The organism is Jeotgalicoccus huakuii, from assembly GCF_036665975.1.
GTDB lineage: Bacteria > Bacillota > Bacilli > Staphylococcales > Salinicoccaceae > Jeotgalicoccus > Jeotgalicoccus marinus.
On sequence record NZ_JAVIYN010000021.1, the window covers coordinates 1 to 25,457 of the forward strand.

Below are 25,457 nucleotides of genomic sequence, written 5' to 3' on the forward strand. Positions count from 1 at the left end.
ATTTTTTATACAAAATTTTAATTTATACTTAATATTTTTAGTATTAATCATAAGTATTTCTAAAGCTCACATGGCAAGTTTTCATAGTGCTTACAATAACTATTTCAAATTTTCTACCAAAGATTCTGAAAAATTCAAGTCTTTAATTTCAATAATAAATATTTTAAGGTGGAGAAAGCAGATTTAGATATAGATTATTTATTATTTTTGTAAGCGATTTATATGATTTTGTAAGCGTTTTTTATATTGGCCTTACATAGATAAAAAAGGGGGATCTTTATGCTTACGATAGTTGGGTTAATAGTAATACTATCGATAGTTGTTTTATTAATTACTCAAAAGCTAAATCCTATTGTTGCCTTGGTGACAGTACCGTTTATAGGGGCACTTGTTGCAGGGTTTAGTTTAGAAGAAATTACAACGTTTTTTAACGACGGTATTGCTTCAGTTATTTCAGTTGTTATAATGTTTATTTTTGCGATATTGTTCTTTGGAATTATGCAAGACACGGGGATGTTTAATCCGTTAATCCAACGGATGGTTAAACTTTCTAGAGGAAATGTCGTATTAATTGCAATGGCAACTGCTATTATAGGTGCCATTGCTCACTTGGATGGGTCTGGTGCCTCGACATTTCTAATTACTATACCAGCTTTACTTCCGCTATATAAGCGACTTAATATGAGTCCGTATTTGCTGGTCATGTTAATTGGTATCAGTGCCAGTATTATGAATATGGTGCCTTGGGCAGGGCCTTTAGGTCGTACTGCGGCAGTAACAGGTTCTGATCCTTCAGAGTTGTGGCAACCTTTAATACCCTTACAAATTTCATTGATTGTTCTCTTAGTTTTAATGGCAGCATTTATCGGAAACTTAGAGAAGAAACGACTTGAGAAAACTGGACTGTTGATTCAGGGTATCAATACGGATGAATTTAATGTAGAAAAATCAGCTGAGAAAAAAGCCTTAGAAAGACCTAAGCTTTTATGGTTCAATATACTGTTAACGCTTTTAGTCGTTGGATTTCTGATGTCAGGACTGCTACCTGCGGGTTTTATTTTTATGATTGCTGTAAGTATCGCACTGGTAGTGAACTATACTGATATTGATACTCAGATGGACCGTATTAAGGAACATGCACCGAGTGCTTTATTAATGGCAGCGATTATCCTAGCTGCTGGATCTTTTTTAGGTATATTAGAAAACTCAGGTATGTTGAATTCACTCGCTGAAGATATTATCGTTATTCTACCAGGAGCACTCATACCATATTTACATTATATTATAGGTTTCTTCGGTGCACCGTTGGAACTAGTCCTGAATACCGATGCATACTACTTTGCACTCTTACCAGTAGTCGAGGAGATAGTCGTTGCAGAGGGTGTAGATAATATTGTCGCAGTCTATTCAATGATGATAGGTAATATAATAGGAACATTCATCAGTCCATTCTCTCCAGCCCTATGGCTAGCAGTAGGTCTTGCAGGTATTGAAATGGGTCGATATATTCGCTATGCTTTTTGGTGGGTATGGGCATTCAGTATACTTGCAATGGTTGTGGCCTTCATACTCAATATTATTTAGTAATAAACACTTGGCATAATTGTTAGTGTATGGTATATTAAGAATGTAGTTTTTAAGAAAAGTTTAAATAGTTTCTATTTCATAGTTGAAAAAACTCTTTTAAATGTTCAAAACTGCAAAAATAACACGTGCACAAGCACAAGGAGGTTTTTTCAATGAATGAAGGAACTGTAAAATGGTTTAACGCTGAAAAAGGTTTTGGTTTCATCGAACAAGAAGCTGGAGACGACGTATTCGTACACTTCTCTGCTATCCAAGCTGATGGTTACAAAACTTTAGAAGAAGGTCAAAAAGTTACTTTTGAAATCGAAGAAGGTCAACGTGGACCACAAGCTGTCAACGTTACTGGAGCTTAATTATAAATAGTACATTTTGAGAGACACCGAAAGGTGTCTCTTTTTTATGTTTGAGTCATTACTTTAGATTATTCTGAACTTTAGTATAATAAATGATACCTATTTTGTTTTAATGGAGGTACTAGGGATGGGAAAAGATATATTAGTCGGTAATGGCAGAAGAGAAGTTCCTTTTCAAGATGTATTTAAAACAATAAAAAACAATGACAGAATAATCATGTCACAGGTTGAACCATATCATACTTTAATCGACGGTATGAACATACCGAAAGATTGTTATACAGCAATAGAAGGCCGTGAAAATGAAAGTGTCGTGATCAGTGCAGGTTTTACTGTGCAAGGGGAATTACATTTAAAAAATTTAACGATTGATTTTGGTCTTACTGATGAACGATCTGGTGAGAGAATCTATGTTGATGGTGGGAAGCTTACCTTAGAAAATGTCAAGATAATTGGAAGTAAAAGAATGGCGAGTCCAGTCTTTATTAATCGTGGTGGCGAGCTAAAAATGAAGCGTTCTGTAGTGGATAACATTGTTGAAAGAAGTTACGCTTTAGAACTCCGTGAGGATTGTAATGGTGATATTTATAAGTCAGAACTAAATGGGATTGTGGTTAATAGCTCATCACTCTTAATTGATGATTGTAAAATTACTGGCGGCGTATATGTTAAGGAAAGTTCGAGATTTATAGCAAATAAATCTACTTTGAATTTCTATGATTCAGTTGATCCAAGAAATATATATATCACTGACAGTCAAGTTGATTTAAATTTATGTACGGTAATCGGAGACATCAATGATAATCCGATTAGGGGATTTAATGCCAACCTTACTTTAACAAAGTCAGATGTCACAGATGTTAGGGCTAAGGGTTTTGGTATTGAGCTAAATGATAGTAAAGCAACTTTCGATGGCAATAAGGTTCGAGGCGTATTTCTTAAAAATTCACAACTCACTGAAAAGAGTTGGATGACTGTATATGGGTTTTTTGAACTCTATGCTAAGAGTCATTTTAAGGTGGAGAATTTAGCAGTGATGATTGTACCCCCTGTATATTCCTTGCAGATTCATGAAAACTCAACGGTTGAAATTAAGAATTTGTCATCTCCCTATAACCCGATTATGAGAGTCGTTGACTCAGAGTTGACCATCGATAATATTCAGAGTGATTATTATCCAATCGCAGTCGATGTGTCTGGTAGTTACAAAGTAAACACTGAGGATAAAAAGACGAAGATTCAAGAATTAATGACAGATGTCGACAATAACAAAGTTGAAAATCAGCAAAGTAACGAGCAACCGACTGTCGAGAAGGGGAAAGCATTAGAACAGCTTAATAATTTAATCGGTCTTGGTGAAGTAAAAGATGCTGTTAAGAAATTTATAAACTTGGCTAAAATTAACAAGGCAAAAGAGGAGAAAGGATTACCCGTTCGTCAGTCGTCTCTTCATTCTGTCTACCTTGGAAACCCAGGAACAGGTAAAACAACAGTCGCAAGACTAGTCGGTCAAGTGTTATATGAAGAAGGGGCTTTATTGAACAATAAATTCGTCGAAGTATCCAGGCAAGATTTGGTATCTGGCTATCTAGGTAAAACGACAGAAATTACCTTAGAAAAATTAAAGAGTGCTCACGGCGGAGTATTTTTCCTAGATGAGGCATATACTTTAAACAGTGAAGGCGGAACGACAAACTATGGTCAGGAAGCACTCGATACTATACTTAAATATATGGAAGATAATCGAGATGACATTATGATTATTTTTGCAGGCTATACTAAAGAGATGTATGACTTCTTTAATATGAACCCAGGTTTGAAATCTAGAATTCCTCATTATTTTAACTTTGAAGATTATAGCTCTGAAGAACTGGGGGAAATTGGAGTTAAAGAGTTAGAAAACGAACATTATGAATTTGATCACCAAAAATATGCAAAAGAATTAAAGAAAGCTTACAGTCGCTCAACTGATGGTAGTAATGCGAGATTTGTTCGGAATTTTAATGAAAAACTGATACTAGAACAATCGAATAGGGTGGCTGAATCAGGAACCATTGAGTCAGATGACTTCTTAAAAATTACAGATGAAGATTGGACAAATCTGTTAGGGAATGAAAATGAAGAGGACAATAGTTTAAAAGCCTTACATGATGAGCTCAATAGCATGACCGGGTTAGATAATGTGAAAACATTTATTAATCAATTGATTAAAGAAGCCCAAGCAAATAAAATGTTTGAAGAAAGAGGAATAGATGTCGGTAAGTCTTCCTATCACATGAGCTTTACTGGTCCCCCTGGAACAGGGAAAACGACAATTGCAAGATTGATTGCGAAGTTCTTTAAAGCTCTAGATATTTTGCCTGACGATAAAGTAATTGAAGTCGATCGTAGTGACCTCGTTGGATCATATATTGGTCATACGGAGAAAAACACAAGTAACGCAATTGATAGGGCAATGGGAGGAGTACTGTTTATTGATGAAGCCTATCAATTGTCCATTGAAAATAGTGATAATGACTTTGGTAAACAAGCAATAGAAACACTCATCACGGCTATGGAAAATAATCGAGAGAAATTTATTGTTATCTTTGCAGGTTACACCGCTGATATGGAACGGTTTATGTCATCAAATGAAGGTTTAAGATCAAGAGTACCGTATACTTTAGAGTTCCCACAATTTAGTGCTGAGGAAGTTGCAGAAATTGTCGTTAATAATTTAAAAGCTCAGTGGCGATTCAATGAAGATTTCTTAAGAATGGCAGTCATCAATAAATATGAGAGTTTAGAAGAGCAAGAGAAAACTAGCGGACGGTATGCGCGTAACTTTACACAAAAACTTTTAATGATGCACAAAAATTATATTGTTAATGAAAATGTAGAACCAGATAATTTTGACTTTATTATAGATTCAACAATTTTATCAATTGTCAAAGAAGAAAGCTAATCTAATTATTTGGATTAGCTTTCTTCCTTTATACCGATAAATTGTAGCTTATTGTTAAATAACCTAGGATAAGATAGATATCCGACGATAATTGAGGCAATCGTTGCTGTCATCAGTATTAAAAAGAGTATTAAAAGTTGGTATAAGACTGCTTCCAAGGGGTCTGCACCACCTATAATGAGGCCACTCATCATTCCAGGGAGTTGTACTAGACCCATGGTTTTTTGCGATTCTATGGTCGGAATCATGCTTGTTCTGATTGCAGATTTTAAACTACTTGATATGGCACTTTTTTTGTCGCCACCAAAGGATAATATTAGTTCTATATTTTCATCACTTCTTTTAACTTCTTCTTTGAATTCGCTGACAAATAGTAGAGAGAGCACCATACTGTTTCCAATAACCATCCCTGATATTGGGATGACTTCTTGAGCAGTGAAATCTATAATACCCAAGCTAAGCATAAGACTCATTGAAAGTAATTCTACCGTAATCATTGCAAGAAGAATCGTCCATGCAATACCAGGAATGCCACTGCCTTTTTTAATAACATTTTGTGTTGCGGCTAGAATCATGACAATAATCATCAATATGATGAAAATTGGGTTTTCTGCATCAAAAACAAAGGTTAGTATATAACCAATTATTAAAAGTTGGATAGTTGAACGTATAGTCGCAATGATGATGTCATTTTCTAAACCAAGTTTTAAATATAAAGTAAGTACTAGAGGGATAAGTACAAATACTAACGATAATAGTAGTTGTGTAAAAGTCATTCATACTCTCCCCTTACAAAGGATTGAATATAAGTGTTATCTGATTGGTTGATAAGGCTAGCTTCACCAAATTCAAGTAAATGACCGTCTTTGAGAAACCACATATCATCACTTACACGCCAAGCTTGTTCTAAATCATGGGTAATCCAAATGGCAGTGAGTCCCACATTTTTTTGAAGTTGACAAATTAAGCGTTCAATCTCTCTCACCATACGATATTCCACGCTACTGGTTATCTCGTCAAGTAGTAAAACTTTAGGTTCATTAACTAAAGTTCTAGCGATAGAAAGCCTGCTTCTCTCACCACCAGAAAGTACTTTCACTTTTTGATTTAAATCGATATGACTAAGATCCATGCATGCTAATAGGTCTTTAGCAATGGCCGTGTCGAGCTTCTCATTAAAAATAGATTTAGGAAGATTTAAATTATCATAAACTGTTCCTTCGATCATTGGGGAGCTTTGAAAAGCCATGCCAATTTCCTTTCTTAGTTCTTTTTTATTTATCTTTTCAATATCTTGTCCTTTAAAATATATATTTCCTTGACTGGGGGACAAGAGGCTGTTGATATGCTTTAAGCATGTTGTTTTACCAGCACCACTTGGACCTACAAGGGTAGTAATCTTATTTTCTTTAAAAGATCCGGTAATATTATGCAGAATATCTTTGTGACTAACATTTTTAAATTCAATTAAAGACATGTTCCACCTCAAATTCGTTATTTACCTATATATCATATCAGTTATCTTTCATAAATAATTAAAAAATAATATTGAAAAAGAAAAAAGCCTGAGAATGGTGATAATACCAGTGTTCTCAGGCTTTCTAGAGTTTCGAAAGTGCTTATCTTGAGTAGTACTCAACGATAAGTTGTTCGTTGATTTCAGCGTTAAGTTCGCTGCGCTCTGGAAGTCTATCGAAAGTAACTTCTAGGCTATCTTCATTGAAAGTAAGGTAGTCAGGAGTGAAGTTGCTTAATTCAACAGCTTCAGCAATGATATCTAGTTTACGTGATTTTTCACGAACACCGATAACTTGACCTGGCTTAACGATGAATGAAGGGATGTCAACGCGTTGTCCATCAACAGTGATGTGACCGTGATTAACTAACTGACGTGCTTGACGTTGTGTACGAGCAAGACCTGCTGCACGAACGATTGCGTCTAAACGAGTCGCAAGTAAGATCATGAAGTTCTCACCGTGTACACCTTGCATTTTACCAGCACGGTTAAATAACGTACGGAATTGACGTTCGTTGATTCCGTAAAGGTAACGAAGTTTTTGTTTCTCTTGTAATTGCATACCGTACTCAGAAAGTTTAACTCTTTGAGTCGGACCATGTTGTCCTGGTGCGTAAGGACGACGTTCTAATTCTTTACCAGTGCCTGTCAAAGAAATTCCAAGACGGCGTGATTTTTTCCAGATTGAACCTGTAAAACGAGCCATATTTAGCTCCTCCTTATGTTTTTTAATTTATGCAAAAAACATCATAAGGGAATAATCTCCTAATAGGGTATACATTCTAAAGTGCCTTCGCCTCATAGCATTGGTTACACAGCACATACCTGCCGCGGGGAATGCATACTATCTAATAGTGATCATCCGCTACTTATCTGTTCATTTACACAATAAATAATAATACATGACTTAAGGTCTAAAGTCAATATTAAATATATTTAATCAGCGTATCTACAAAAGCTTTTAAGCCGAGTCGATCTTCTTCTGTAAAACGTTCTAAGATAGGTGCGTCAATATCTAAGACACCAATGCCGACACCGTCTTTATATAATGGAACAACAATTTCAGATTTACTGTTGGCATCACATGCAATATGACCAGGGAATTCATTGACATCATCGACGATGAAAATATCATTTCCTCTAAAAGCAGTTCCACAAACACCTTTACCATTCTCTATACGTACACATGCTGGCAAGCCTTGGAACGGTCCTAAGATTAATTCATTAGATTTTTCTTCATATAAATAGAAGCCAACCCAGTTGATATCTTTTAGGAATACGTTAAGTAGTGCTGAAGCATTCGAAAAGTTAGCAATACGATCAGTTTCATCTGAAACTAAACCTTCTAGCATTTTGTTAAGTGTCTCATAGTCTTTTATTTCAACTTCAGTAAACATGACAACCTCCGCACTGTATTTATATAATGTGATTTTAAAGAATTATACATTTATCTGTTTTAGAACGCAATGATTTGGGATATAATTAAGTTTATGTATAGGAGGTAAAGTGTATGTGGGTGTATATATTAATTGCGATTATTATAATAGTAATCGTTACAGCAGCTGTGCTTTTATATCTGAGGTCTGTTAAAACACAGATGGTAAATGAGCAGTATAGCAAATTAGAGGAAACAAAAAATCTTCCATTTAAATTGGATATAGACAAATTAAAAAGCTACAATCTGCACGGGGAAGCCAAGGAATTATATGATGGCTGGCAGAATGAGTGGAATGATACTGTTAATACTCACAGTACACATGCAAGCGAGTCTCTCGAGCAGTCTAAGTTAAACATAGAGAAGTTTAAGTTTAATAAGAGTACTGAGAATAATGAAGCAGCTGGTGAAGATATTAAGCTGATTCAGGCCAAGTATGATGAACTGACTAGTGATATCGCAAGTTTCATGGAGTCTGTAGATAAGGGTAAAGAACAGTACATTGATAGTGAACGTCTATATCGTGAAGCAAAGCGTGATGTGCTTGCCAATGGGCACAAGTTCGGTGAAGCCAAACAACCACTTGAAGAAGTGATTAAATCTTATGAGAATGAGACAGCTAAGTACGAAAAAATGGTCAATGATGGGAACTATATTCGTGCGAATGAGTTTATCTTTAACACCCATACAGAACTCTCGAACTTAAAAGAAAACATGGATGAGATTCCACTGTTAATTAAGGAAGTTAAAAAGGAACTGCCACAACAGTTTCAAGAACTTAGATATGGTTGTCGTGATTTAAGAGGTCAAGGCTATGACCTAGACCATATCAAAGTTGAAAATCGTCTATCTACAATGAAGAGTAACTTAAATCGGGTTGAACCACTCGTTGCTAAGCTTGAACTTGAAGAAGCAGATACGATTCTTGAAGGTATTCATGATGAATTAGACGATATGTATGCACTTGTTGAGCACGAAGTGAATGCAAAAAACAAATTTGATCAAGAGCAAGATGTAATCAAAGATGAACTGCTTAAATCTAAGTCTTTAAACTATACGCTACGAACTGAAATTGAGTATATCAAAGAGCAATATCATATTGATGAGTCGGATGTTCAAAAAGTCTATAACTATGAAAATGAAATTGAAAACCTCACTGGTATCTTCAGCGAGATGATTAGTGAAACTGAGAAGAATACGACACGTTATAGTGCGGTTATTGAGAACATTGACTATCTTAAGAATAATGCTCACACGATTTTTGAAGAGCAAAATGCCATTCAAGAACATTTAGTTAACTTACGTGAAGACGAAGCTGAAGCAGAAGAAAACCTTCAGTATGTGAATGATCGTAAAGAAAAAGTATATCGTGATTTGATGTCTTCAAACTTAGTCAATTTACCTGAACAATTTGTTGTCATGAAGCATGAAATTGAAATGAACATTAATGACATTGAAAAAGTATTCCAACGTCGACCTTTAAACGTCGAGTATGTCAAAGAGAAAGTCAATGACACAGTGAAGATGACAAACAAGTTTGAAGTTGAGGCGAATGCGGTTATGAGGGATTCTCAACTGACAGAATTAATGGTACAATACGGAAATAGATTCCGTAGCCAAGATCAGGCCTTAAGCCAACAACTTGATGAAGCGGAAAGATTATTTAAAGAAAATCGTTACAAACGTGCTTTTGATGTTGCAAAAGATGCAATTGAAAGTAAAGAGCCTGGTAGCGCCGCTAAAATTGAAAAACAATTTGATAAGTAAACATCATGACTTAGGATATGTCATTATCCTAAGTCATTTTAATGTGAGAGGTGACACATGATATATTTTGACAATGCAGCAACAACAAAACCATTCAAAGAAGCTTTAGAAACTTTTAACACAACAAGTGAAAAGTATTTTTATAATACTGCAAGTATTCATCAGGCAGGTAAGAATGCAGCTAAACTATTAGAAGCGGCACGTAAGCAAATTCTGGATTTAATGTATTTACCTGATTATGATTTAGTATTTACTGGTTCAGCAACAGAATCGAATAATATTGCCATACTTAGTACTTTAAGACACAAAAAGCAATTTGGGAAAACGATTTTAACGAGTGAATTAGAGCACCCAAGTATTGTTAATGTCTTGGCTGAGATGAAAGATGAAGGGTTTAATGTAAAATATATAAAGACGACGTCTGTTGGTAAGATAGATTTAGAAGACTTTAAAGAGAAGTTAGATTCCGACGTTATTTTTGTGACAACGATGTCTCTGAACAATATAATTGGTAGTGTTCAGCCGATAGAACAAATGGTGAACATCTTAAAAGACTATCCAAAAGCACATTTTCATGTCGATGCGACTCAAGGAATTGGTAAGGCAGATATTGATTATAAAGGCGTAGATACAATTAGTTTCTCTGCTCATAAGTTCAATGGTGTTAAAGGGACAAGTGGACTTTTTGTTAAGACCTTGGATAATCTTCACCCCGTATTTTACGGTGGGGGACACGAATATAATGTAAGAAGCGGTACGGTAAATTTACCGGGTATAACCGCGATGGCTAAAGCGCTACGTTTAACACTAAATAATGCAAGAAGTGTACACAAGCGACTCAATGATTTTAATGATCAGATTAGAGATGCCGTAAAAGATTTAAAATCTATAAAAGTCCAACCGAAAGATGCACCATATATCGTGAATATGTCCTTTGTTGGTGCTAAAGGAGAAGTAGTCGTTAATGCCCTGTCTAAAAGGGGCATATTAGTATCAACAACAAGTGCATGTGCCTCAAGGCTAGCAGAACTTAATGAAACTTTACTTGCCTTAAGGAATCCACATGATGTCATAGAAGGAAGTATAAGAATCTCCATGGGACACTATACGACACAAGACGATGTAGACGCGTTGATTACAGCGCTAAAATCAGTCTATGAAGAATTAGGAGATGTACTAAAATGAAATTTGATCATATATTAATTCGCTATGGTGAGCTAACCCTTAAGACAAAAAATAGAATGATGTTTGTCTATGCACTAAGAGATAGAATGAGAAAAGCCTTAAAAGGTTTAGATGTTGACGTAAAGGCAAATAGAGACCGTGCCTATATTGAAATTAACGATGAAGACCCTCATCAAGTCATTGATAAGCTAATGAATATCAGTGGAATTCTTAGCATGTCACCTGTAGTTAAGATTGAAAAATCAGATGAAGCGATGAAAGAAACAGTCATGAAATTTGCTGAGAATATTAAAAGTGGAGAGACTTTTAAAATCGAAGTCAAACGTGCCGACAAAACTTATCATCTCGATACTTTTGGTGTACAACAATTACTCGGTGGTCATGTCATGTCGAATACAGAGCATATGACTGTTGATGTGAAGAATCCTGATTATAAGATCATGGTAGAAGTCAGACAAGATGCGATTTATATGTATTATGAGTCTATCAAAGGTCTCGGTGGTTTACCACTTGGTACAGGAGGTAAAGCTTTACTCATGCTCTCCGGTGGAATCGATTCACCCGTTGCCGGCATTGATATTATGAAGCGTGGTGTAGAAATTGAGGCGATTCACTTCCATTCTCCACCGTATACGAGTCCTCAAGCGACAGATAAGGTGAAGAAACTTGTGGACATTATGAGTGACCGTACAGGCTTTGACATCAAGTTGCATATCGTACCATTTACAGAACTACAAACAACGATTTACGATAAGGTCCCGGATAACCTATCCATGACATCAACTCGTCGTATTATGTTAAGGATCGCAGAAAAACTAGCGAAAAATGTGGGGGGAGAAGCGATTGTTAACGGTGAAAACTTAGGACAAGTTGCATCACAAACCCTAACAAGTATGTATGCCATAAATGAAGTGACAACTATGCCAGTCTTAAGACCCTTACTCACTTTAGAGAAAAATGACATCGTGAAGATGGCGAGAAAAATGGGGACATATGAAACGTCTATTTTACCATTTGAAGATTGCTGTACGATTTTTAAACCGAAGGCACCAAAAACAAAACCAAATCTCGAATCAGTTAAGAAATTTGAGACTGGAGTTGACTTTGATTCAATGATCGAAAAAGCTATAGAAAATATTGAAATCTATACACCGAACCACAAGGATAACAGTGAAGACGACTTTAGTGATTTACTGTAAGAGGTAAGATGATAATAAGAAAACCAGGTCAAATTGACCTGGTTTTCTTATTTCTATAAAAAGTTTCTCTGTGTCTTATGCCAAAATGTATTGTTCGTAAGCTTAATTGTGTTGATAGAGTGGTCACTCAATTTTACACTAATTTTTTCAGTGTTTTGTACTGACAGTGCTTCATTATCCATACTCATTATTGGATAATACTCGATTGAATTGTCTATGACCAAAGTAATCGGTCGTTCTTTTGATAAAAGGAAGCTTGTTCCAAGTGTTCTGTGATTATTGTTGTTGACACTACCCAGTTCGGTCACCTGCATCGCTTTAACTAGTGGGTCAATAACTGCACCGCCAAGGGATTTGTTGTAGCCTGTCGATCCTGTTGGTGTGGAGATAACTAGGCCATCTCCGTTGAAATGTTCAAACAAGAAGTCATCAATATAAATATCCAACATGATGGTTCTTACAAGGTTTGAGCGAACTGTAAATTCATTTAAACAATAGTTCGGCTGATTGTCATTCACTTTCACTTCAATGATAGGGTATTGACGTGTTTCAAAATTCATTGTTTCAAAGACTTCACGAATTTCAGCTAAGTTATGATAGTTAAAATCGACGTACATATGGTCTCGGTCTTCGACTCCAATGCCGATATATAAGCAATCATCTCTAAAATCGCTCTTACGAATTGCTTGTAAAAAGGCACCGTCTGCACCAATTGATGCAATAATGTCAGCTGTGTCAGATGAAGCGGCAATTTTATAACCAATATCTTCAAATAGTTGTTGTAAGTCAGTTAGTATTTTCTTTGAATTTTTATAGGTCGGTTCAAATAAATAGATGCTCTTTTTTGTCATAGGATTACTCCATTTCACTCTTTGTCTAATTATTATTAAATCTAGACTACCATAGAAAAATTAAAAGTTCTATTAGTCATCAATCTATAAATTTAAATACCTTAAATGTACCTTAAAAGATATTAGGTTTCATTGTGACGCTATTAGGGGTAATGTTATGATATCTATGACTTAAATATAGAAAGGGTGTTTTCATGAAAAGAATTATTGCATTGGTTTCAGCAATTGCGATTGTCATTTTAGGACTCGGTGTGTCCTTTATGTCTTCTTTATGGGCGAGTGACTGGGAAGATATGTTTAATGACATTGCATCAACTGAAGCAAGCAAATCTTCGATACTTGAAGAAGGGGATGCAGGAAATAAAATTGCAGTATTGAACTTTGAAGGAACCATACAGGATACTGGAGTAACTGGTGGCATGTTTGGAGCGGAACGTTATAACCATGAGTTGACGATTCAGGCATTGAAAGATATTGCTGAAGATGACACATATAGTGGGGTACTTCTTAATGTAAACTCACCTGGTGGTGGCGTCTATGAAAGTGCTGAAATACATAAGTACTTAATGGCGGTTAAAGAAAGTGGTAAAACAATTTACAGTTCGATGGGTAACATGGCCGCTTCTGGTGGTTATTATGTTTCTGCGCCAGCAGATCAGATCTTTGCAACCAATCAAACGATTACGGGTTCAATTGGTGTGATTATGCAGAGTATCAACTACGGTCAGTTAGCTGAAGAACATGGTATTTCATTTGACACTTATAAGAGTGGGGAAATGAAAGACATGATGTCACCGTCTAGAGAAGCGACCGAAGAAGAACAAGAGTATATTCAAAGCATTGTAGATACTATGTTCCAAGACTTCGTTGACGTCGTAGCTGAAGGTAGAGGTATGACAGAAGAGGAAGTACGTGCAATCGCTGATGGTCGTATTTACCTTGGTGAAGAAGCAATTGAAAATGGACTTGTTGACCAAAATGGTCATTTCGATGATGCGTTAGCTGCCTTAAAAGAAGAACTTGGCGGTAATCCACAAGTGGTAGAATTTGATGGGGGCTATAATTCTTCATTCCCATTTGGTGTTCAAATTAAGAGTGCCATAAGTGACTTATTCGGTGGTGGCGAGGTTAGAATGGTCCAAGAGCTGATCGACAACCGACAAGGTGTACAACCGATGTACTTATATGAATAAGGAGGGAATCGTATGACTGAACAAATAAGTATCGAACACAATGATACAGATTACATGACTGCCTTAGATAACATGACTCATGCGGGTTTCTTCCCAAGATTCATATCATACATCATTGATATCGTTGTACTTTGGGGCGTTGCTCAGTTAACCATTGTACCGCTTCTATCAATATTTGATTTGAGAAATGTTTTCTTTGGCATAGAAGCATTATCTCTAGAGAACATGGGTACGACGCTGTTATATTTTATCTACTTCACATTGATGACGTTTTTCTTTAAACAAACAGTTGGTAAGATGATTCTAGGTATAAGCGTCAGTTCATCTACAGGTGAAAAGTTAACATTTGGACAAACATTTTACAGAGAAACAGTGGGAAGAATTATTTCTAATTTCCTATTATACCTGCCTTATCTTGCAGTTCTGTTTACCAATGCAAAGATTGGTTTACACGATTTTATAGCTGATACTTACGTTGTAAATGATAAGTACAGTAAATATTCACGTCGAATTAAAGATGAAATGTCAGCAGATGCTAAATCGAATTTAAGTGAAACTTCATCGATTGATCACACTGCTGAACGAAACTTTTAAAGTGAACTGATTGAAGCGAAGTCAGTCATGTAATATAATCAAGACACTAGGACTATCCGATATATGGATAGTCCATATTTTGTGTAAAGAGGGATTAAAATGGCTAAAACAGCAATGGAAGAAATGTATGAGAATTTAATCAATAGAGTTGAAGAGATCGTAAAAGAAAAAGAAAGTCCTAGATTAGAAGCACTAGCAGAGGCCTTATTGCAAGTTGAAAGTAAGGGCACTTTTTCCGATAAAAGAAAAGCCTTCCAGTTTGCATATCTTTACCAAGTAAAAGAAGAGCCAGTACAGAGTAACCACCAATTAACACCTGATGCGATTGGGTACTTAATTGCGCATATTGTAGACTTGTTCACAGATGATAATAAGAAAAATTTAGTCGACATCGGCAGTGGTACAGGGCATCTTGCAATGACGATTAAGGAAATGGTAACTGATTTACACTTATCAGGGATTGAAGTCGACCCTGCCTTAGCAGAAATCAATGCAAATCTATGTGAGTTTTTAGAAACACCGATGTACATTCATCCACAAAATGTGATTGAGCCGAGTCGTATTCCGATGAGTAATATTGCAGTAGGGGATTTACCAGTCGGTTATTATCCACTACCAGCAGAAAAATATAAAACTGCTTTTGAAGCAGGTCAAAGTTACGCGCATCTTTTAATGTTAGAAGCGGGTATGAATCTTATTGAAACTGATGATATTGGAATTTTTGTTGTCCCTTCAAATATACTAGAAGAAAACAATGAAACGATTAAACAGTATATTTCAGAAGATGCAACTTTACTCATGTTCTTAAACTTACCATCAACTATATTTAAGACAGAGAAGCAACGTAAGTCACTAATCGTACTTAAAAAAGGATTCTCACCACTTGTAAACAATGAAGTGTTAATTGGTGATGTGCCCGACTTTAAAGATGCGAGTAAGATGCAGGAGTTTGTTAGACAGTTAAATGAATGGCATGAACAATACAGCAGAAAGTAGTTGAAGCTTATGACTAAAATTATTGCAATCAATGCCGGCAGTTCTTCTTTTAAATTTGAACTGTTTGAAATGCCTGAGGAACAAGAAATCGCAAGAGGGCTTGTTGAACGAATCGGTTTAGATCATGGTGTTTTCACGTTGTCTTATAAGGGTGGACGTGAAGTTTTTGAACAAAATTTTAAAAACCATACTGAAGCGGTTAATGTCATGTTGGATATTTTAGTTTCTAAAAATATTATCTCATCAATCGACGAACTCGAGGGTACTGGCCATCGTGTGGTACACGGTGGTGAAAAGTTCTCAGAAGCAGCTATGATTGACGATAGTGTAGTAAGAGATATTGAAGAATTGTCAGAGTTTGCACCGCTTCATAATCCCGCGAACTTAATGGGGATTAAGGCGATGAGGGAAATTCTACCTGATGTGCCACATGTTGCTGTATTCGATACATCCTTTCACCAAACGATGCCTGAGAGTTCATATTTATATAGTTTGCCTTATAAGTACTATAAGGACTATCGAATCAGAAAGTTTGGCTTCCACGGCACGAGTCATCAGTACGTGACGGAAAGAGCTGGGGAAATTTTAAAACGTCCTATCGAAGAATTAAGGTTAATCAGTTGTCATCTAGGGAATGGTGCGAGCATTGCTGCGGTAAAGGCAGGTAAATCCATCGATACGTCAATGGGTTTCACACCACTTGCCGGTGTGACTATGGGTACACGTTCAGGTAACATTGATCCATCTCTAATTCCTTATATTATGGAAAAAACTGATAAGAGCGCAGTAGAAGTATTGAATGTTCTAAATAGAGAATCCGGTCTACTTGGTGTCAGTGGTTTCTCAAGTGACTTAAGAGATATAACCGAAGAAGCTAAAAAAGGTAATGATCGAGCGGAACTTGCCTTAGAAGTATTTAGTTCGAGTATCCACAAATATATGGGATCATACGCTGCACGTATGGGTGGGGTAGATGCCATTATCTTTACTGCAGGTGTCGGTGAAAACTCGAGTTTAATAAGAGAAAAGGTCTTAGATAGCCTTGAGTTTATGGGGGTTTACCTAGACAAAAAAACCAATGACGAAACAAGAGGTGTCGAAGCGACAATCAGTCACTCCTATTCACCTGTAAAAGTCCTTGTTATTCCAACGGCAGAAGAAGTCATGATTGCAAGAGAAGTCATGAGACTTAAATAAATTTATGCTATAGAACCACTTTCATATTTTGTGATAGTGGTTTTGTTTGTGTTAAGGAAGGTGAAAATATACACTGGAATTGAATTAGGAATGGGGGGTTAGAATATGTCAAAGCAGTCTGTTCGTGAGTTTGAGATTTCTATATCAGAAGGAGCACTTGAAGATTTACACTATCGATTAAATCATGCACGTTTCCCTGAAGCGGAGACCGTTCCAAATGATGCTAAAGGAAAAGCCCGTTGGCGTCAAGGGGTGCCATTAAAAGAAATGATTGAACTCGTGGACTACTGGAAAAATGAATACGATTGGAGAAAATTTGAGAAGAAAATCAATCAATTTCAGAATTACAAAACAGTAATTGATGGCGTTGATATTCATTTTATACACATGGCATCAACAAGAAAAAATGCAGTCCCACTAATAATATCTCATGGATGGCCAGGGAGTGTGGTAGAATTCCTGGATATAATTAAAGCGCTGTGTGAGCCAGAATGTAAAGAAGATCCAGCTTTTCACGTTGTCGTACCATCATTACCGGGTTTCGGCTTTTCTGAACGTCCATCTGTTGAAGGTATAGGTACAGAAAAAATTGCGAGTATATGGGTGCAATTGATGCAGCGTCTTGGATATAACAAATTTTTAGCGCACGGGGGAGATTGGGGTGGCGTGATTACGACACAACTTGCTGGATTATATCCAAAAAATATCATAGGAATACATTCGACTTTCAATCAAGCTCCACCAGGAATGTCATTAGATGTACTTAGTGAAAAAGATAAGATATGGGCAGAGAATAGTTTTAATTTTTGGGGAAATAAAGCGGCTTATGCCAAGGTACAAAGCAGTCAACCTCAAACTATTGGTTATGCCTTAGTCGATTCACCAACTGGACAACTGGCCTGGATACTAGATAAGTTTTTTGAGTGGACAGATACGACCAATAGCCCTTATGAAAGAATATCTAAAGATCATATTTTAGATAATGTGACCTTGTATTATTTAACAAGGACTGCAGCTTCTTCAGCTCGGATATATTATGAAAGTCATGATGCTATTGATCCTGAACTAACAGTGGATGTTCCAACAGCACTTACCTTATATCCAAAGGATATTGAAAAATATCCTAGGGTATGGGCTGAAAAAAGATATCGCAATATTGTAGCCTGGAATGAGGCGCCAGAGGGTGGACATTTCCCATCACTTGAGGTTTCTGAGTACTTTGTTAAAGATTTAAGAAATGGACTGTCATCCATATTAGAAGTTTACAAATAAAAATCCTGCTAGAAAGGTAATGTCCTTTCAGCAGGATTTTTATATAAATTTATTTCTGGCGTTCTGTCTTGATTCTCTCTACACCTTCATGTACAAGAGGTGCGACTTTTTCACCAAAGAGTTCGATGGTTCTTAGGACTTTGTCATGTGACATGACACCGACTGGCGTTTGTAATGTAAAGCGTTCAACACCCATGTGTTCATATAAATCAACAATCTTACGGGCGACGGTTTCTGGACTACCAACATATAGCGCACCGGTTGGATCCGCCATCGCATCGAAGGCCTCTCTTGTATATGTCCCCCAACCACGCTCACGACCAAGCTTAGTCATTGACCCGGATATTGCAGGGAAGAAAAGGTCTCTGGCTTCACCATCAGTATCCCAAACAAAGCCATGAGAATTAGTAGCAACTTTTAATTTGCTTTCATCATGGCCTGCATCTTTACCCACTTGACGATAAAAATCCGCTGTTCGTTTAAATTGATAAGGACTACCACCGATAATGGCTAAGACAAGTGGCAGACCAAGCATGGCCGCACGCTGTGCAGATTGTGGTGTACCACCGCTAGCAATCCATATCGGGATTTCATCTTGTACAGTTTTAGGGAATATTTCAGCATCCTTTAATGGTGGACGATGTGTACCTTTCCAGTTTATCTTACCGCCTTTTTGCAGTTGTAAAAGTAGGTCGAGCTTTTCATCGAAAAGCGTATTGTAATCATTTAAATCGTAACCAAACAAAGGAAAAGATTCTATAAAAGACCCGCGTCCTGCCATTATCTCAGCACGGCCATTAGAGATGCAGTCTAAAGTAGCAAATCGCTCGTACACGCGTACTGGATCATCTGAAGATAAGACAGTGACACCACTAGATAGACGGATGTTTTTACTCACCGCTGCCCCAGCTGCTAATACAACATCAGGTGAGCTGACAGCATAGTCATTTCTGTGGTGTTCACCAATAGAAAAAATATCTAAACCGACTCTGTCTGCTGTCGCAATTTCTTCTACTAATTGTCGTAACCTTTCTGGATGAGTTGTTGTTTTCCCAGTGACAGGGTCTAAGCCTGCATCACCAAATGTGTTGATTCCAAGTTCCATAAGAACCTCCTGAAAATATTATTTTGAATTTGAATTAATTTTACTCGATATTCTGTAAATAAAAAAGCAATGCAACTCAGAACTGAGTGCATTGCTTCAAATAATTTGATTAGCGGTGTTGTTCTATAAACTCTTCTGTAGCTACTTTTGGTTCAAAGTCTGAAGGAAGTGTTTCTGTACGAACGACTAATACGTCACATTTGGCATTACGTACAATAGCCTCAGAAACTGAACCGATTATGAAACGTTCAACAGCGTTTAGACCTGTAGAACCACAGGCAATTAAATCTGCTCCGATTTTTTCGACTGCTTTTTTAGGGATAACAGATTTTGGTGAACCATAGTCGATGATTTTATCTACAGATTCAACGCCACCTTCTAAAGCAACTTTTTCATAACCGTCGAGTAACTTTTGCGCAAACTCTTGTGCACGAGTTGAAATCGAGCGATCGTATGCTTCAACAGATGCGAAAGATCGTGTATCAATAACATTAATAATAGAAAGCTTTGCGTTGTTACGTTTAGCAACTTCGACCGCTTTTTGGAATGCCCATTCTGCTTCGTGTGAACCGTCCACTGCAACTAAGATGTTTTTGTACTGTAACATAGTTACCAACTCCATTTCCTATTCTTATTAATCTATACCACATGTATGCGGTACCAAAACTTTATTTTTTAAAGATTATTTTGGGTGCAAATATTAACTTATATGATACAATAAATTTGCTTAAGAAAAAGGGGGAAATTGTAATGATTATTGGATTACCGAAAGAAGTAAAAAACAACGAGAATAGGGTGGGACTAACACCTGGAGGCGTTTACGCTTTTGTACAGGCTGGTCACACTGTTCGCGTTGAAACAAATGCGGGAGAAGGTTCATTCTTCCACGATTCAGCATATGTAGAAATGGGTGCTGAAATCGTTGATACACCTGAAGAGGCTTGGGATGTCGATATGGTGGTCAAGGTTAAAGAACCATTAGCAGAGGAATTCGATAGAATCAAAGAAGAGTCTATCCTTTTCACATACTTACACTTAGCGCCTGAAGAAGCGTTAACACAAGTATTAGTCGATAAGAAAGTAACGGCGATTGCTTATGAAACTATTCAATTGCCAGATGGTTCATTACCATTACTCGCGCCGATGAGTGAAGTTGCAGGTCGTATGGCAACTCAAATTGGTGCAGAGCAATTAAGAGCAATCAATGGCGGTAAAGGTATTCTCTTAAGTGGTGTACCTGGTGTAGAAAAAGCGAGAGTTACAATCGTTGGTGGGGGAGCAGCGGGTACAAACGCTGCAAAAATGGCGATTGGTTTAGGCGCTGATGTGACAGTGCTTGATTTAAATCCGAAACGCTTACGTGAACTCGACGATTTATTTGGTTCAAACGTACAGACATTGATGTCTACACCATTAAATATCAAACAAGCAGTAGAAAAAAGTGATTTAGTCATTGGGGCAGTACTTATTCCAGGTGCCAAAGCACCAAAACTTGTTACTGAAGAAATGATTAAAAATATGTCACCAGGATCAGTCATTGTTGATATTGCAATTGACCAAGGTGGTATTTTCGAAACTACAGATCGTATTACAACACACGATGATCCAACATACGTAAAACATGATGTAATACACTATGCCGTGGCAAACATGCCAGGTGCGGTACCAAGAACTTCAACGAATGCTTTAACTAATGCGACTTTACAGTATGGACTTTTAATTGCGAACAACGGTTACAAAGAAGCTGTAGCTAAAAACCCGGTTATCGCTGGAGGTTTCAATACTTTCCAAGGTCACATTACTTATAAAGCAGTTGCTGAAGCACAAGGTAAAGAATATAAAGATATCTTAGAGTTATTAGGATAAGTACTATAAATAAGAACGCGGTGGTGTCGATGGGAGTCCACCGCTTTTTTGAGTTTATCGAGTGAATGGTGGTGGGTTTTGAGTGGGCTTGGTGGGTGGATGGTTGAGTAAGTGATTGCGCCGCTTCGAACCAAAAACGAAGCTGATGAATTGCGTGAGCACCGCTTCGAACTGAAAACGAAGCTGACGCAAAATGAAAAGTCCCCTTAACAAAGCCCCAACATCACTTATTACTTACATCTCATCAATCACACAGACATCAAAGGGAATACTTTTCTTTAAAGCTTCTAGTTGTTCGGCTTTAATTAAAGGAATAATTGAAATTCGTTTTTTTACGTGCATCTTCAGCTTAGCTAGAGGCTGTAAGGCTTTAAAATCACTCAAATCTATTTCTCTTAAATCATATATAATGCCGGAAACATCGTTGTCGATAAAGACCTCGGCTAAGCGGCTATGTAAAAAGTAAGGGACCTTTGTAAATGCGGGTCCAATAATAAAGTGACGGTTACGAATTTCATTTGATAGGGTACTTAACAAAGCTTCGTTCACATCGTGATAATCACGGGTAAAGATCTGATCGACAATAAAGCCATCGACCTCATGTGCTCTGATTGTTTCAATCAATGTATTTTCTAACATAAAAGCATCTGTCTCGTAATTGTTGTTTATAGACATGTAGATTTCAGCTTGTGGTGTTAATGCTTTTTGCATAGAGATTAAAACACTGTTGGGTGCATTAAAATCTGACTGACTAAATAAAACATGGTCGTAAGCTAGTGAAAGGTTATGGCTAAGTGTAATTTGTTTCAACATAATTCTCCTTTACATTTATGATTAGAACTTAATTTTTTAGGGAATGGATAATTATTAAACATTTTCTATAGGAGTGAAAATAATGACTGTAAAATTTCATGGACATGCAGTACTATCATTTTCTAATAACGATTCAAATGTAATTATTGATCCATTTATAAATGGTAATGAATTAACTGATTTAAGGGTTGAAGATGTCAAAGCAGATTATATTATTTTAACACACGGTCATAATGACCATGTGGGTGATACGATTGAAATTGCAAAAAATAATGACTCTACTATCATCGCACCTGTAGAGCTCGCTGACTACCTTGAAGGACAGGGCCTAAACGCTATCGGTATGAACGTTGGTGGTGAAGGTGAGTTTGAATTTGGTTCGATTAAATTTGTTCATGCCTTCCACACATCAAGTTTTACAGATGACGACGGTGTCATCAATTATACTGGCGAATCCATGGGACTCATTCTGAAGATTAATGGAAAAACAGTATACGTGACTGGGGACACAGGTATCTTTGGTGACATGGAATTGATTTCTAAATTGAATGGGCCAATTGATGTGTGCTTCATTCCAATCGGTGGCCATTTTACTATGGGTATTGATGATGCGGTTTATGCAATTAACAACTTCATTAAACCCACTATTGTTGTACCGACGCATTATGATACTTTCCCACCAATTAAGGCGGACCCTGAAGTATTTAAAGATAAGGTCAACACAAACTGTCAAATCCTAAAACCAGGTGAAGCAGTTCAATACTCATAAACCATAATTTATTTTAACCGGAAGCTCAAGCTTTCGGTTTTTTGTTTTCGGACTTTCTATTTACATGCTATGATAAATTTAAGCTGAATTAATGGAAAAGGTGAACTTATGTCTAAACACGATGAAATTTTAAAGTATATCAGAGGTCTAAGGGAAGGTAGCAGTCTATCAGTCAGACAGATATCTGCCTACATGGGTGTCTCCTTAGGCACGAGTTACCGTGCAATCAAGCAAGCTGAAGAGGACGGACTAGTGAAGACCGTTGAGCGCGTCGGGACTTTTAGAATTGTCCAAAGAGAGCTAAAGAATCACGGTAAGATTATGTTTAGAGAAGTGAACCGTGTCATCCAAGGGACCGTATTAAGCGGTGATAACTATCTGGATAAAGAAATATCAAGAATTTTAATCGGTGCCATGCAGACTGAGGACATTGTAAAATATTTAGAACCCAACGGTTTATTAATTGTCGGGAACCGTGAAAAATCTCAGAGAAGTGCCTTAGAAAACGGAGTGGGTTTACTTATTACTGGTGGCTTTGGTACAGGAAAGGAAATATTAGATCTTGCTGAAGAAAAACAATTACCTGTGATATCCACCACACACGACACTTTTACATGTGCATCAATTATTCACCGCGAAGTGTATAGTTTATCATTATCACAAAATATTGTTACAGCCGGACGATTAATGGTAAAACAACCTCAGTATACGGTAGATATCAAAGACCTCGGTACTGAAATTCACCCTGAAGATAAGAATATGATTCTACTTGATGGCAATCGATTTGTCGGTGCAATCCGAGCAAAGGATTTACCAGAAATGACCGCTCAAAATTACACTTCTTATTTACTACCGGATTATAGTGCTGAAGAAGATACAACTGTCCTATCACTCAGACAAATTATGTCCTGGCATCAGTTAAATACAATACCCGTTGTAGAGTCAGGGGATTATAGAGGAATTGTTCACCGTAGAGAAGTATTTAAAAATATATCGTCTAGAAATTTAAAATCTGGCATGTCGACCGACCAGCTTATCGATCGTGAAATTCAAATCGATAGCCATAAGATTAAGATTCGTGTCATGCCATTTATGACAGATGAATATGGATCACTTTCACAGGCGAACTTTATGCGTCTAGCAGAACGTTTGATACTCGTCGTGTTACAAGAAAACAATATACACAGCTATCACATCGATACTTATAATATAATGAACTTTAAGGTCGTCCAACTCTATCAAGAAATTGAGTTACTCGGACAAATCATAGACAAGGGTGAGCAATTTATACGTCTTGAGATTGTCTTGAATATTCAAGGTGAAGCATATTCAAAAGCAACTTTCCTTATCCAACATTTCAATGAAAAATAAAAAGGCTTCCGGACAAACCGGAAGCCTTATGTATTAGCTACGCTTTTTCTTTTTCGCCTGATTCTTTTTCATCGCTTCAAATTCTTGCCATGCTTTTTCTTCTATCGGTAAGTTACCTTTAAAATACTTGCGTGCTTTATTGAAATAATTAAGCTGGAAGCCACCAAAAATAATGAACAATCCACCGATTAAATATGCAACAAAGGTGTGGAATTGGACGATGGTATTTAAGCCGAAGACAATCATGAATAAAGCGAGCCATATCCGAGAGATGCTATTGTAGTATGCACCTCTTACGTCTCTTATCGTTCGTATTTTACGAACTTTAAAGACGACGAAGAGAATAAATGTAACAACAATTGCTGTAACTAAAAATGAAACAACAAAAGAATATAAGAATTCCATCCGATACAACTCCAATCTCTTATGTAGTATAATTGATTGATGAATGTAAGTAAATTATTAATGAGGAGTTTCACTATTGTTAAAAGAATTGACACAGAATTTAAGTGAGTTAAATAGTAAAGCAAAAGACGTTTTAACATTAATTGAACAACATGATCAAATTGTGATTTTAAGACATCAAAAGCCAGATCCAGATGCTTACGGTGCACAACTTGGTTTACGTAACTACTTAAGAAATAAATATAAAGATAAGGACATCATTGCACTTGGTGGCTCAGAACCTTCTCTTGATTTTTTAGGAGAAATGGACGAAGAAAAACCCCTGAACTCACCACTTATTATCGCAGTGGATACAGCAAATCTCGACCGTTTAGATGGCACTGTAAAAGCAGGTAGTAAGTTAGTAAAAATTGACCATCACCCTGATGTTGAGCCATTTGGAGATTTGTCGATCGTTGAGACAGCTGTTTCTTCTGCAAGTGAATTGCTCTATTTGTTGATGGATTTATGGGATGCGCATCCTATAGATAATGAAACAGCAGCTTGTCTATACATGGGTATTGTCGGAGACACCGGTCGCTTTTTATATAACAATACAAGTCCTTTAACATTTCATGTTGCTTCTAGATTAATCGACTTTGATTTTGACGCAGCTAAGTTAAATAATCAGTTGCATCAGTCCACAAAGAAAGCCTTTATGTATAAGGGTTGGTTGATTAGTCAAGCTGTCTTCTTAGACTCAGGCATTGCCTACACTTATGTCCCTGAAGAAGTTATTAAAGAATTCGATCTCTCTATGTCAGAAGCAGGATTAGACGTCAACATATTTAGAGATATAGACGAAGTGAAAGTATGGTTCCTAGCCTTAGAAGATAAAGACCAGATTAGAATACGATTACGCTCTAAAGAGATCGTAATTAATGACATCGCCGGGGAATTTGGCGGAGGTGGTCATCCACTTGCCAGTGGGATTAGAGTAAGCGACAAAAAAACGCTCGAGGCGTTGATTGAACGATTAGAAGAAAAACTAGTATAGGGT

24 protein-coding genes are annotated in these 25,457 nt (G+C 36.8%); 15 read left to right on the top strand and 9 right to left on the bottom strand.

All coding sequences use genetic code 11. The features are described 5' to 3' along the window. Positions 1-279 precede the first annotated feature (279 nt). The 3 genes from V6E76_RS10270 (at position 280) to V6E76_RS10280 (ending at position 4,884) form a co-directional block, all read left to right on the top strand. Positions 280-1,584 (top strand): citrate:proton symporter, encoded by a 1,305-nt coding sequence (locus V6E76_RS10270; RefSeq protein WP_247352624.1) that lies wholly within the window; start codon positions 280-282, stop codon positions 1,582-1,584. Between the two features lie 155 nt (positions 1,585-1,739). Continuing rightward, a complete protein-coding gene (locus V6E76_RS10275; protein WP_035856279.1) occupies positions 1,740-1,940 on the top strand; it encodes a cold-shock protein in 201 nt (66 codons plus the stop codon). A gap of 127 nt (positions 1,941-2,067) precedes the next feature. After that, positions 2,068-4,884: an AAA family ATPase gene (locus V6E76_RS10280; protein WP_247352622.1), complete on the top strand. Its 2,817-nt coding sequence runs from the start codon at positions 2,068-2,070 to the stop codon at positions 4,882-4,884. A 14-nt stretch (positions 4,885-4,898) separates the two neighbouring features. Here the strand turns inward: V6E76_RS10280 and V6E76_RS10285 are convergent, their stop codons facing one another. The 4 genes from V6E76_RS10285 to V6E76_RS10300 form a co-directional block, all read right to left on the bottom strand. Beyond that, complete coding sequence (locus tag V6E76_RS10285; RefSeq protein ID WP_247352620.1) at positions 4,899-5,660, bottom strand: ABC transporter permease; 762 nt, start codon at positions 5,658-5,660, stop codon at positions 4,899-4,901. Then, positions 5,657-6,361, bottom strand: a complete 705-nt coding sequence (locus V6E76_RS10290) for an ATP-binding cassette domain-containing protein (protein WP_247352618.1) — start codon at positions 6,359-6,361, stop codon at positions 5,657-5,659. The genes V6E76_RS10285 and V6E76_RS10290 overlap by 4 nt, the downstream gene beginning before the upstream one ends. A 142-nt stretch (positions 6,362-6,503) precedes the next feature. Continuing rightward, complete coding sequence (gene rpsD / locus V6E76_RS10295; RefSeq protein WP_026866837.1) at positions 6,504-7,106, bottom strand: 30S ribosomal protein S4; 603 nt, start codon at positions 7,104-7,106, stop codon at positions 6,504-6,506. Between the two features lie 220 nt (positions 7,107-7,326). Then, the gene (locus V6E76_RS10300) at positions 7,327-7,797 is read right to left on the bottom strand and encodes a free L-methionine (R)-S-oxide reductase MsrC (RefSeq protein ID WP_247352616.1); all 471 of its coding nucleotides are present in this window, start codon (positions 7,795-7,797) and stop codon (positions 7,327-7,329) included. 113 nt (positions 7,798-7,910) lie between these two features. Between V6E76_RS10300 and V6E76_RS10305 the strand changes: the two genes are divergently transcribed. The 3 genes from V6E76_RS10305 to thiI are packed head-to-tail and all read left to right on the top strand — an operon-like array spanning position 7,911 to position 11,986. Beyond that, complete coding sequence (locus V6E76_RS10305; protein WP_247352614.1) at positions 7,911-9,602, top strand: septation ring formation regulator EzrA; 1,692 nt, start codon at positions 7,911-7,913, stop codon at positions 9,600-9,602. Positions 9,603-9,659: 57 nt separating this feature from the next. After that, on the top strand, positions 9,660-10,787 hold the full coding sequence (locus V6E76_RS10310) for a cysteine desulfurase family protein (RefSeq protein ID WP_247352611.1): 1,128 nt from the start codon (positions 9,660-9,662) through the stop codon (positions 10,785-10,787). Continuing rightward, positions 10,784-11,986 carry a tRNA uracil 4-sulfurtransferase ThiI gene (gene thiI / locus V6E76_RS10315; protein ID WP_247352608.1) on the top strand — a complete coding sequence of 401 codons (1,203 nt, stop codon included), beginning with the start codon at positions 10,784-10,786 and terminating at the stop codon, positions 11,984-11,986. Before V6E76_RS10310 ends, thiI begins: the two co-directional genes overlap by 4 nt. Before the next feature lie 53 nt (positions 11,987-12,039). Here thiI and V6E76_RS10320 read toward each other — a convergent pair whose 3' ends face one another. Next, the gene (locus V6E76_RS10320) at positions 12,040-12,837 is read right to left on the bottom strand and encodes an NAD kinase (protein WP_247352606.1); all 798 of its coding nucleotides are present in this window, start codon (positions 12,835-12,837) and stop codon (positions 12,040-12,042) included. Between the two features lie 194 nt (positions 12,838-13,031). Here V6E76_RS10320 and sppA point away from each other — a divergent pair, with 194 nt between their 5' ends. The 5 genes from sppA (at position 13,032) to V6E76_RS10345 (ending at position 18,089) form a co-directional block, all read left to right on the top strand. After that, positions 13,032-14,030, top strand: a complete 999-nt coding sequence (gene sppA / locus V6E76_RS10325) for a signal peptide peptidase SppA (RefSeq protein WP_247352604.1) — start codon at positions 13,032-13,034, stop codon at positions 14,028-14,030. A 12-nt stretch (positions 14,031-14,042) separates the two neighbouring features. Then, positions 14,043-14,624, top strand: coding sequence for an RDD family protein (locus V6E76_RS10330; RefSeq protein WP_247352602.1), 582 nt, complete (start codon positions 14,043-14,045; stop codon positions 14,622-14,624). Between the two features lie 99 nt (positions 14,625-14,723). Then, a complete protein-coding gene (locus tag V6E76_RS10335; RefSeq protein WP_247352600.1) occupies positions 14,724-15,620 on the top strand; it encodes a class I SAM-dependent methyltransferase in 897 nt (298 codons plus the stop codon). Positions 15,621-15,629: 9 nt separating this feature from the next. Then, complete coding sequence (locus V6E76_RS10340) at positions 15,630-16,817, top strand: acetate kinase (protein WP_247352599.1); 1,188 nt, start codon at positions 15,630-15,632, stop codon at positions 16,815-16,817. A gap of 105 nt (positions 16,818-16,922) precedes the next feature. Beyond that, a complete protein-coding gene (locus V6E76_RS10345; protein WP_026866846.1) occupies positions 16,923-18,089 on the top strand; it encodes an epoxide hydrolase family protein in 1,167 nt (388 codons plus the stop codon). Positions 18,090-18,138: 49 nt separating this feature from the next. Here V6E76_RS10345 and V6E76_RS10350 read toward each other — a convergent pair whose 3' ends face one another. Beyond that, the gene (locus tag V6E76_RS10350) at positions 18,139-19,194 is read right to left on the bottom strand and encodes an LLM class flavin-dependent oxidoreductase (RefSeq protein ID WP_026866847.1); all 1,056 of its coding nucleotides are present in this window, start codon (positions 19,192-19,194) and stop codon (positions 18,139-18,141) included. 109 nt (positions 19,195-19,303) lie between these two features. Next, the gene (locus V6E76_RS10355) at positions 19,304-19,801 is read right to left on the bottom strand and encodes a universal stress protein (RefSeq protein ID WP_026866848.1); all 498 of its coding nucleotides are present in this window, start codon (positions 19,799-19,801) and stop codon (positions 19,304-19,306) included. Positions 19,802-19,944: 143 nt separating this feature from the next. Between V6E76_RS10355 and ald the strand changes: the two genes are divergently transcribed. Further along, on the top strand, positions 19,945-21,060 hold the full coding sequence (gene ald, locus V6E76_RS10360) for an alanine dehydrogenase (protein ID WP_026866849.1): 1,116 nt from the start codon (positions 19,945-19,947) through the stop codon (positions 21,058-21,060). Positions 21,061-21,294: 234 nt separating this feature from the next. On the opposite strand, the gene V6E76_RS10365 is transcribed toward ald, so the two are convergent. Further along, positions 21,295-21,870: a hypothetical protein gene (locus V6E76_RS10365; protein ID WP_247352597.1), complete on the bottom strand. Its 576-nt coding sequence runs from the start codon at positions 21,868-21,870 to the stop codon at positions 21,295-21,297. An 85-nt stretch (positions 21,871-21,955) separates the two neighbouring features. Here V6E76_RS10365 and V6E76_RS10370 point away from each other — a divergent pair, with 85 nt between their 5' ends. Together V6E76_RS10370 and V6E76_RS10375 are read left to right on the top strand one after the other, a co-directional pair. Further along, positions 21,956-22,642: a metal-dependent hydrolase gene (locus V6E76_RS10370; RefSeq protein ID WP_026866851.1), complete on the top strand. Its 687-nt coding sequence runs from the start codon at positions 21,956-21,958 to the stop codon at positions 22,640-22,642. 108 nt (positions 22,643-22,750) lie between these two features. Next, the gene (locus V6E76_RS10375; protein ID WP_247352595.1) at positions 22,751-24,013 is read left to right on the top strand and encodes a DRTGG domain-containing protein; all 1,263 of its coding nucleotides are present in this window, start codon (positions 22,751-22,753) and stop codon (positions 24,011-24,013) included. 33 nt (positions 24,014-24,046) lie between these two features. On the opposite strand, the gene V6E76_RS10380 is transcribed toward V6E76_RS10375, so the two are convergent. Then, positions 24,047-24,418 carry a YtpI family protein gene (locus V6E76_RS10380; protein WP_026866853.1) on the bottom strand — a complete coding sequence of 124 codons (372 nt, stop codon included), beginning with the start codon at positions 24,416-24,418 and terminating at the stop codon, positions 24,047-24,049. A gap of 76 nt (positions 24,419-24,494) precedes the next feature. On the opposite strand from V6E76_RS10380, the gene V6E76_RS10385 reads away from it, so the two are divergent. Next, a complete protein-coding gene (locus tag V6E76_RS10385) occupies positions 24,495-25,454 on the top strand; it encodes a DHH family phosphoesterase (protein ID WP_247352593.1) in 960 nt (319 codons plus the stop codon). Positions 25,455-25,457: the final 3 nt, after the last annotated feature.

What these genes read in the sequence shown, in the direction of transcription:
- V6E76_RS10270 (WP_247352624.1), top strand. Translation starts at nt 280, where the DNA reads ATGCTTACGATAGTTGGGTTAATAGTAATACTATCGATAGTTGTTTTA.
- V6E76_RS10275 (WP_035856279.1), top strand. Translation starts at nt 1,740, where the DNA reads ATGAATGAAGGAACTGTAAAATGGTTTAACGCTGAAAAAGGTTTTGGT.
- V6E76_RS10280 (WP_247352622.1), top strand. Translation starts at nt 2,068, where the DNA reads ATGGGAAAAGATATATTAGTCGGTAATGGCAGAAGAGAAGTTCCTTTT.
- V6E76_RS10285 (WP_247352620.1), bottom strand. Translation starts at nt 5,660, where the DNA reads ATGACTTTTACACAACTACTATTATCGTTAGTATTTGTACTTATCCCT.
- V6E76_RS10290 (WP_247352618.1), bottom strand. Translation starts at nt 6,361, where the DNA reads ATGTCTTTAATTGAATTTAAAAATGTTAGTCACAAAGATATTCTGCAT.
- rpsD (WP_026866837.1), bottom strand. Translation starts at nt 7,106, where the DNA reads ATGGCTCGTTTTACAGGTTCAATCTGGAAAAAATCACGCCGTCTTGGA.
- V6E76_RS10300 (WP_247352616.1), bottom strand. Translation starts at nt 7,797, where the DNA reads ATGTTTACTGAAGTTGAAATAAAAGACTATGAGACACTTAACAAAATG.
- V6E76_RS10305 (WP_247352614.1), top strand. Translation starts at nt 7,911, where the DNA reads ATGTGGGTGTATATATTAATTGCGATTATTATAATAGTAATCGTTACA.
- V6E76_RS10310 (WP_247352611.1), top strand. Translation starts at nt 9,660, where the DNA reads ATGATATATTTTGACAATGCAGCAACAACAAAACCATTCAAAGAAGCT.
- thiI (WP_247352608.1), top strand. Translation starts at nt 10,784, where the DNA reads ATGAAATTTGATCATATATTAATTCGCTATGGTGAGCTAACCCTTAAG.
- V6E76_RS10320 (WP_247352606.1), bottom strand. Translation starts at nt 12,837, where the DNA reads ATGACAAAAAAGAGCATCTATTTATTTGAACCGACCTATAAAAATTCA.
- sppA (WP_247352604.1), top strand. Translation starts at nt 13,032, where the DNA reads ATGAAAAGAATTATTGCATTGGTTTCAGCAATTGCGATTGTCATTTTA.
- V6E76_RS10330 (WP_247352602.1), top strand. Translation starts at nt 14,043, where the DNA reads ATGACTGAACAAATAAGTATCGAACACAATGATACAGATTACATGACT.
- V6E76_RS10335 (WP_247352600.1), top strand. Translation starts at nt 14,724, where the DNA reads ATGGCTAAAACAGCAATGGAAGAAATGTATGAGAATTTAATCAATAGA.
- V6E76_RS10340 (WP_247352599.1), top strand. Translation starts at nt 15,630, where the DNA reads ATGACTAAAATTATTGCAATCAATGCCGGCAGTTCTTCTTTTAAATTT.
- V6E76_RS10345 (WP_026866846.1), top strand. Translation starts at nt 16,923, where the DNA reads ATGTCAAAGCAGTCTGTTCGTGAGTTTGAGATTTCTATATCAGAAGGA.
- V6E76_RS10350 (WP_026866847.1), bottom strand. Translation starts at nt 19,194, where the DNA reads ATGGAACTTGGAATCAACACATTTGGTGATGCAGGCTTAGACCCTGTC.
- V6E76_RS10355 (WP_026866848.1), bottom strand. Translation starts at nt 19,801, where the DNA reads ATGTTACAGTACAAAAACATCTTAGTTGCAGTGGACGGTTCACACGAA.
- ald (WP_026866849.1), top strand. Translation starts at nt 19,945, where the DNA reads ATGATTATTGGATTACCGAAAGAAGTAAAAAACAACGAGAATAGGGTG.
- V6E76_RS10370 (WP_026866851.1), top strand. Translation starts at nt 21,956, where the DNA reads ATGACTGTAAAATTTCATGGACATGCAGTACTATCATTTTCTAATAAC.
- V6E76_RS10375 (WP_247352595.1), top strand. Translation starts at nt 22,751, where the DNA reads ATGTCTAAACACGATGAAATTTTAAAGTATATCAGAGGTCTAAGGGAA.
- V6E76_RS10380 (WP_026866853.1), bottom strand. Translation starts at nt 24,418, where the DNA reads ATGGAATTCTTATATTCTTTTGTTGTTTCATTTTTAGTTACAGCAATT.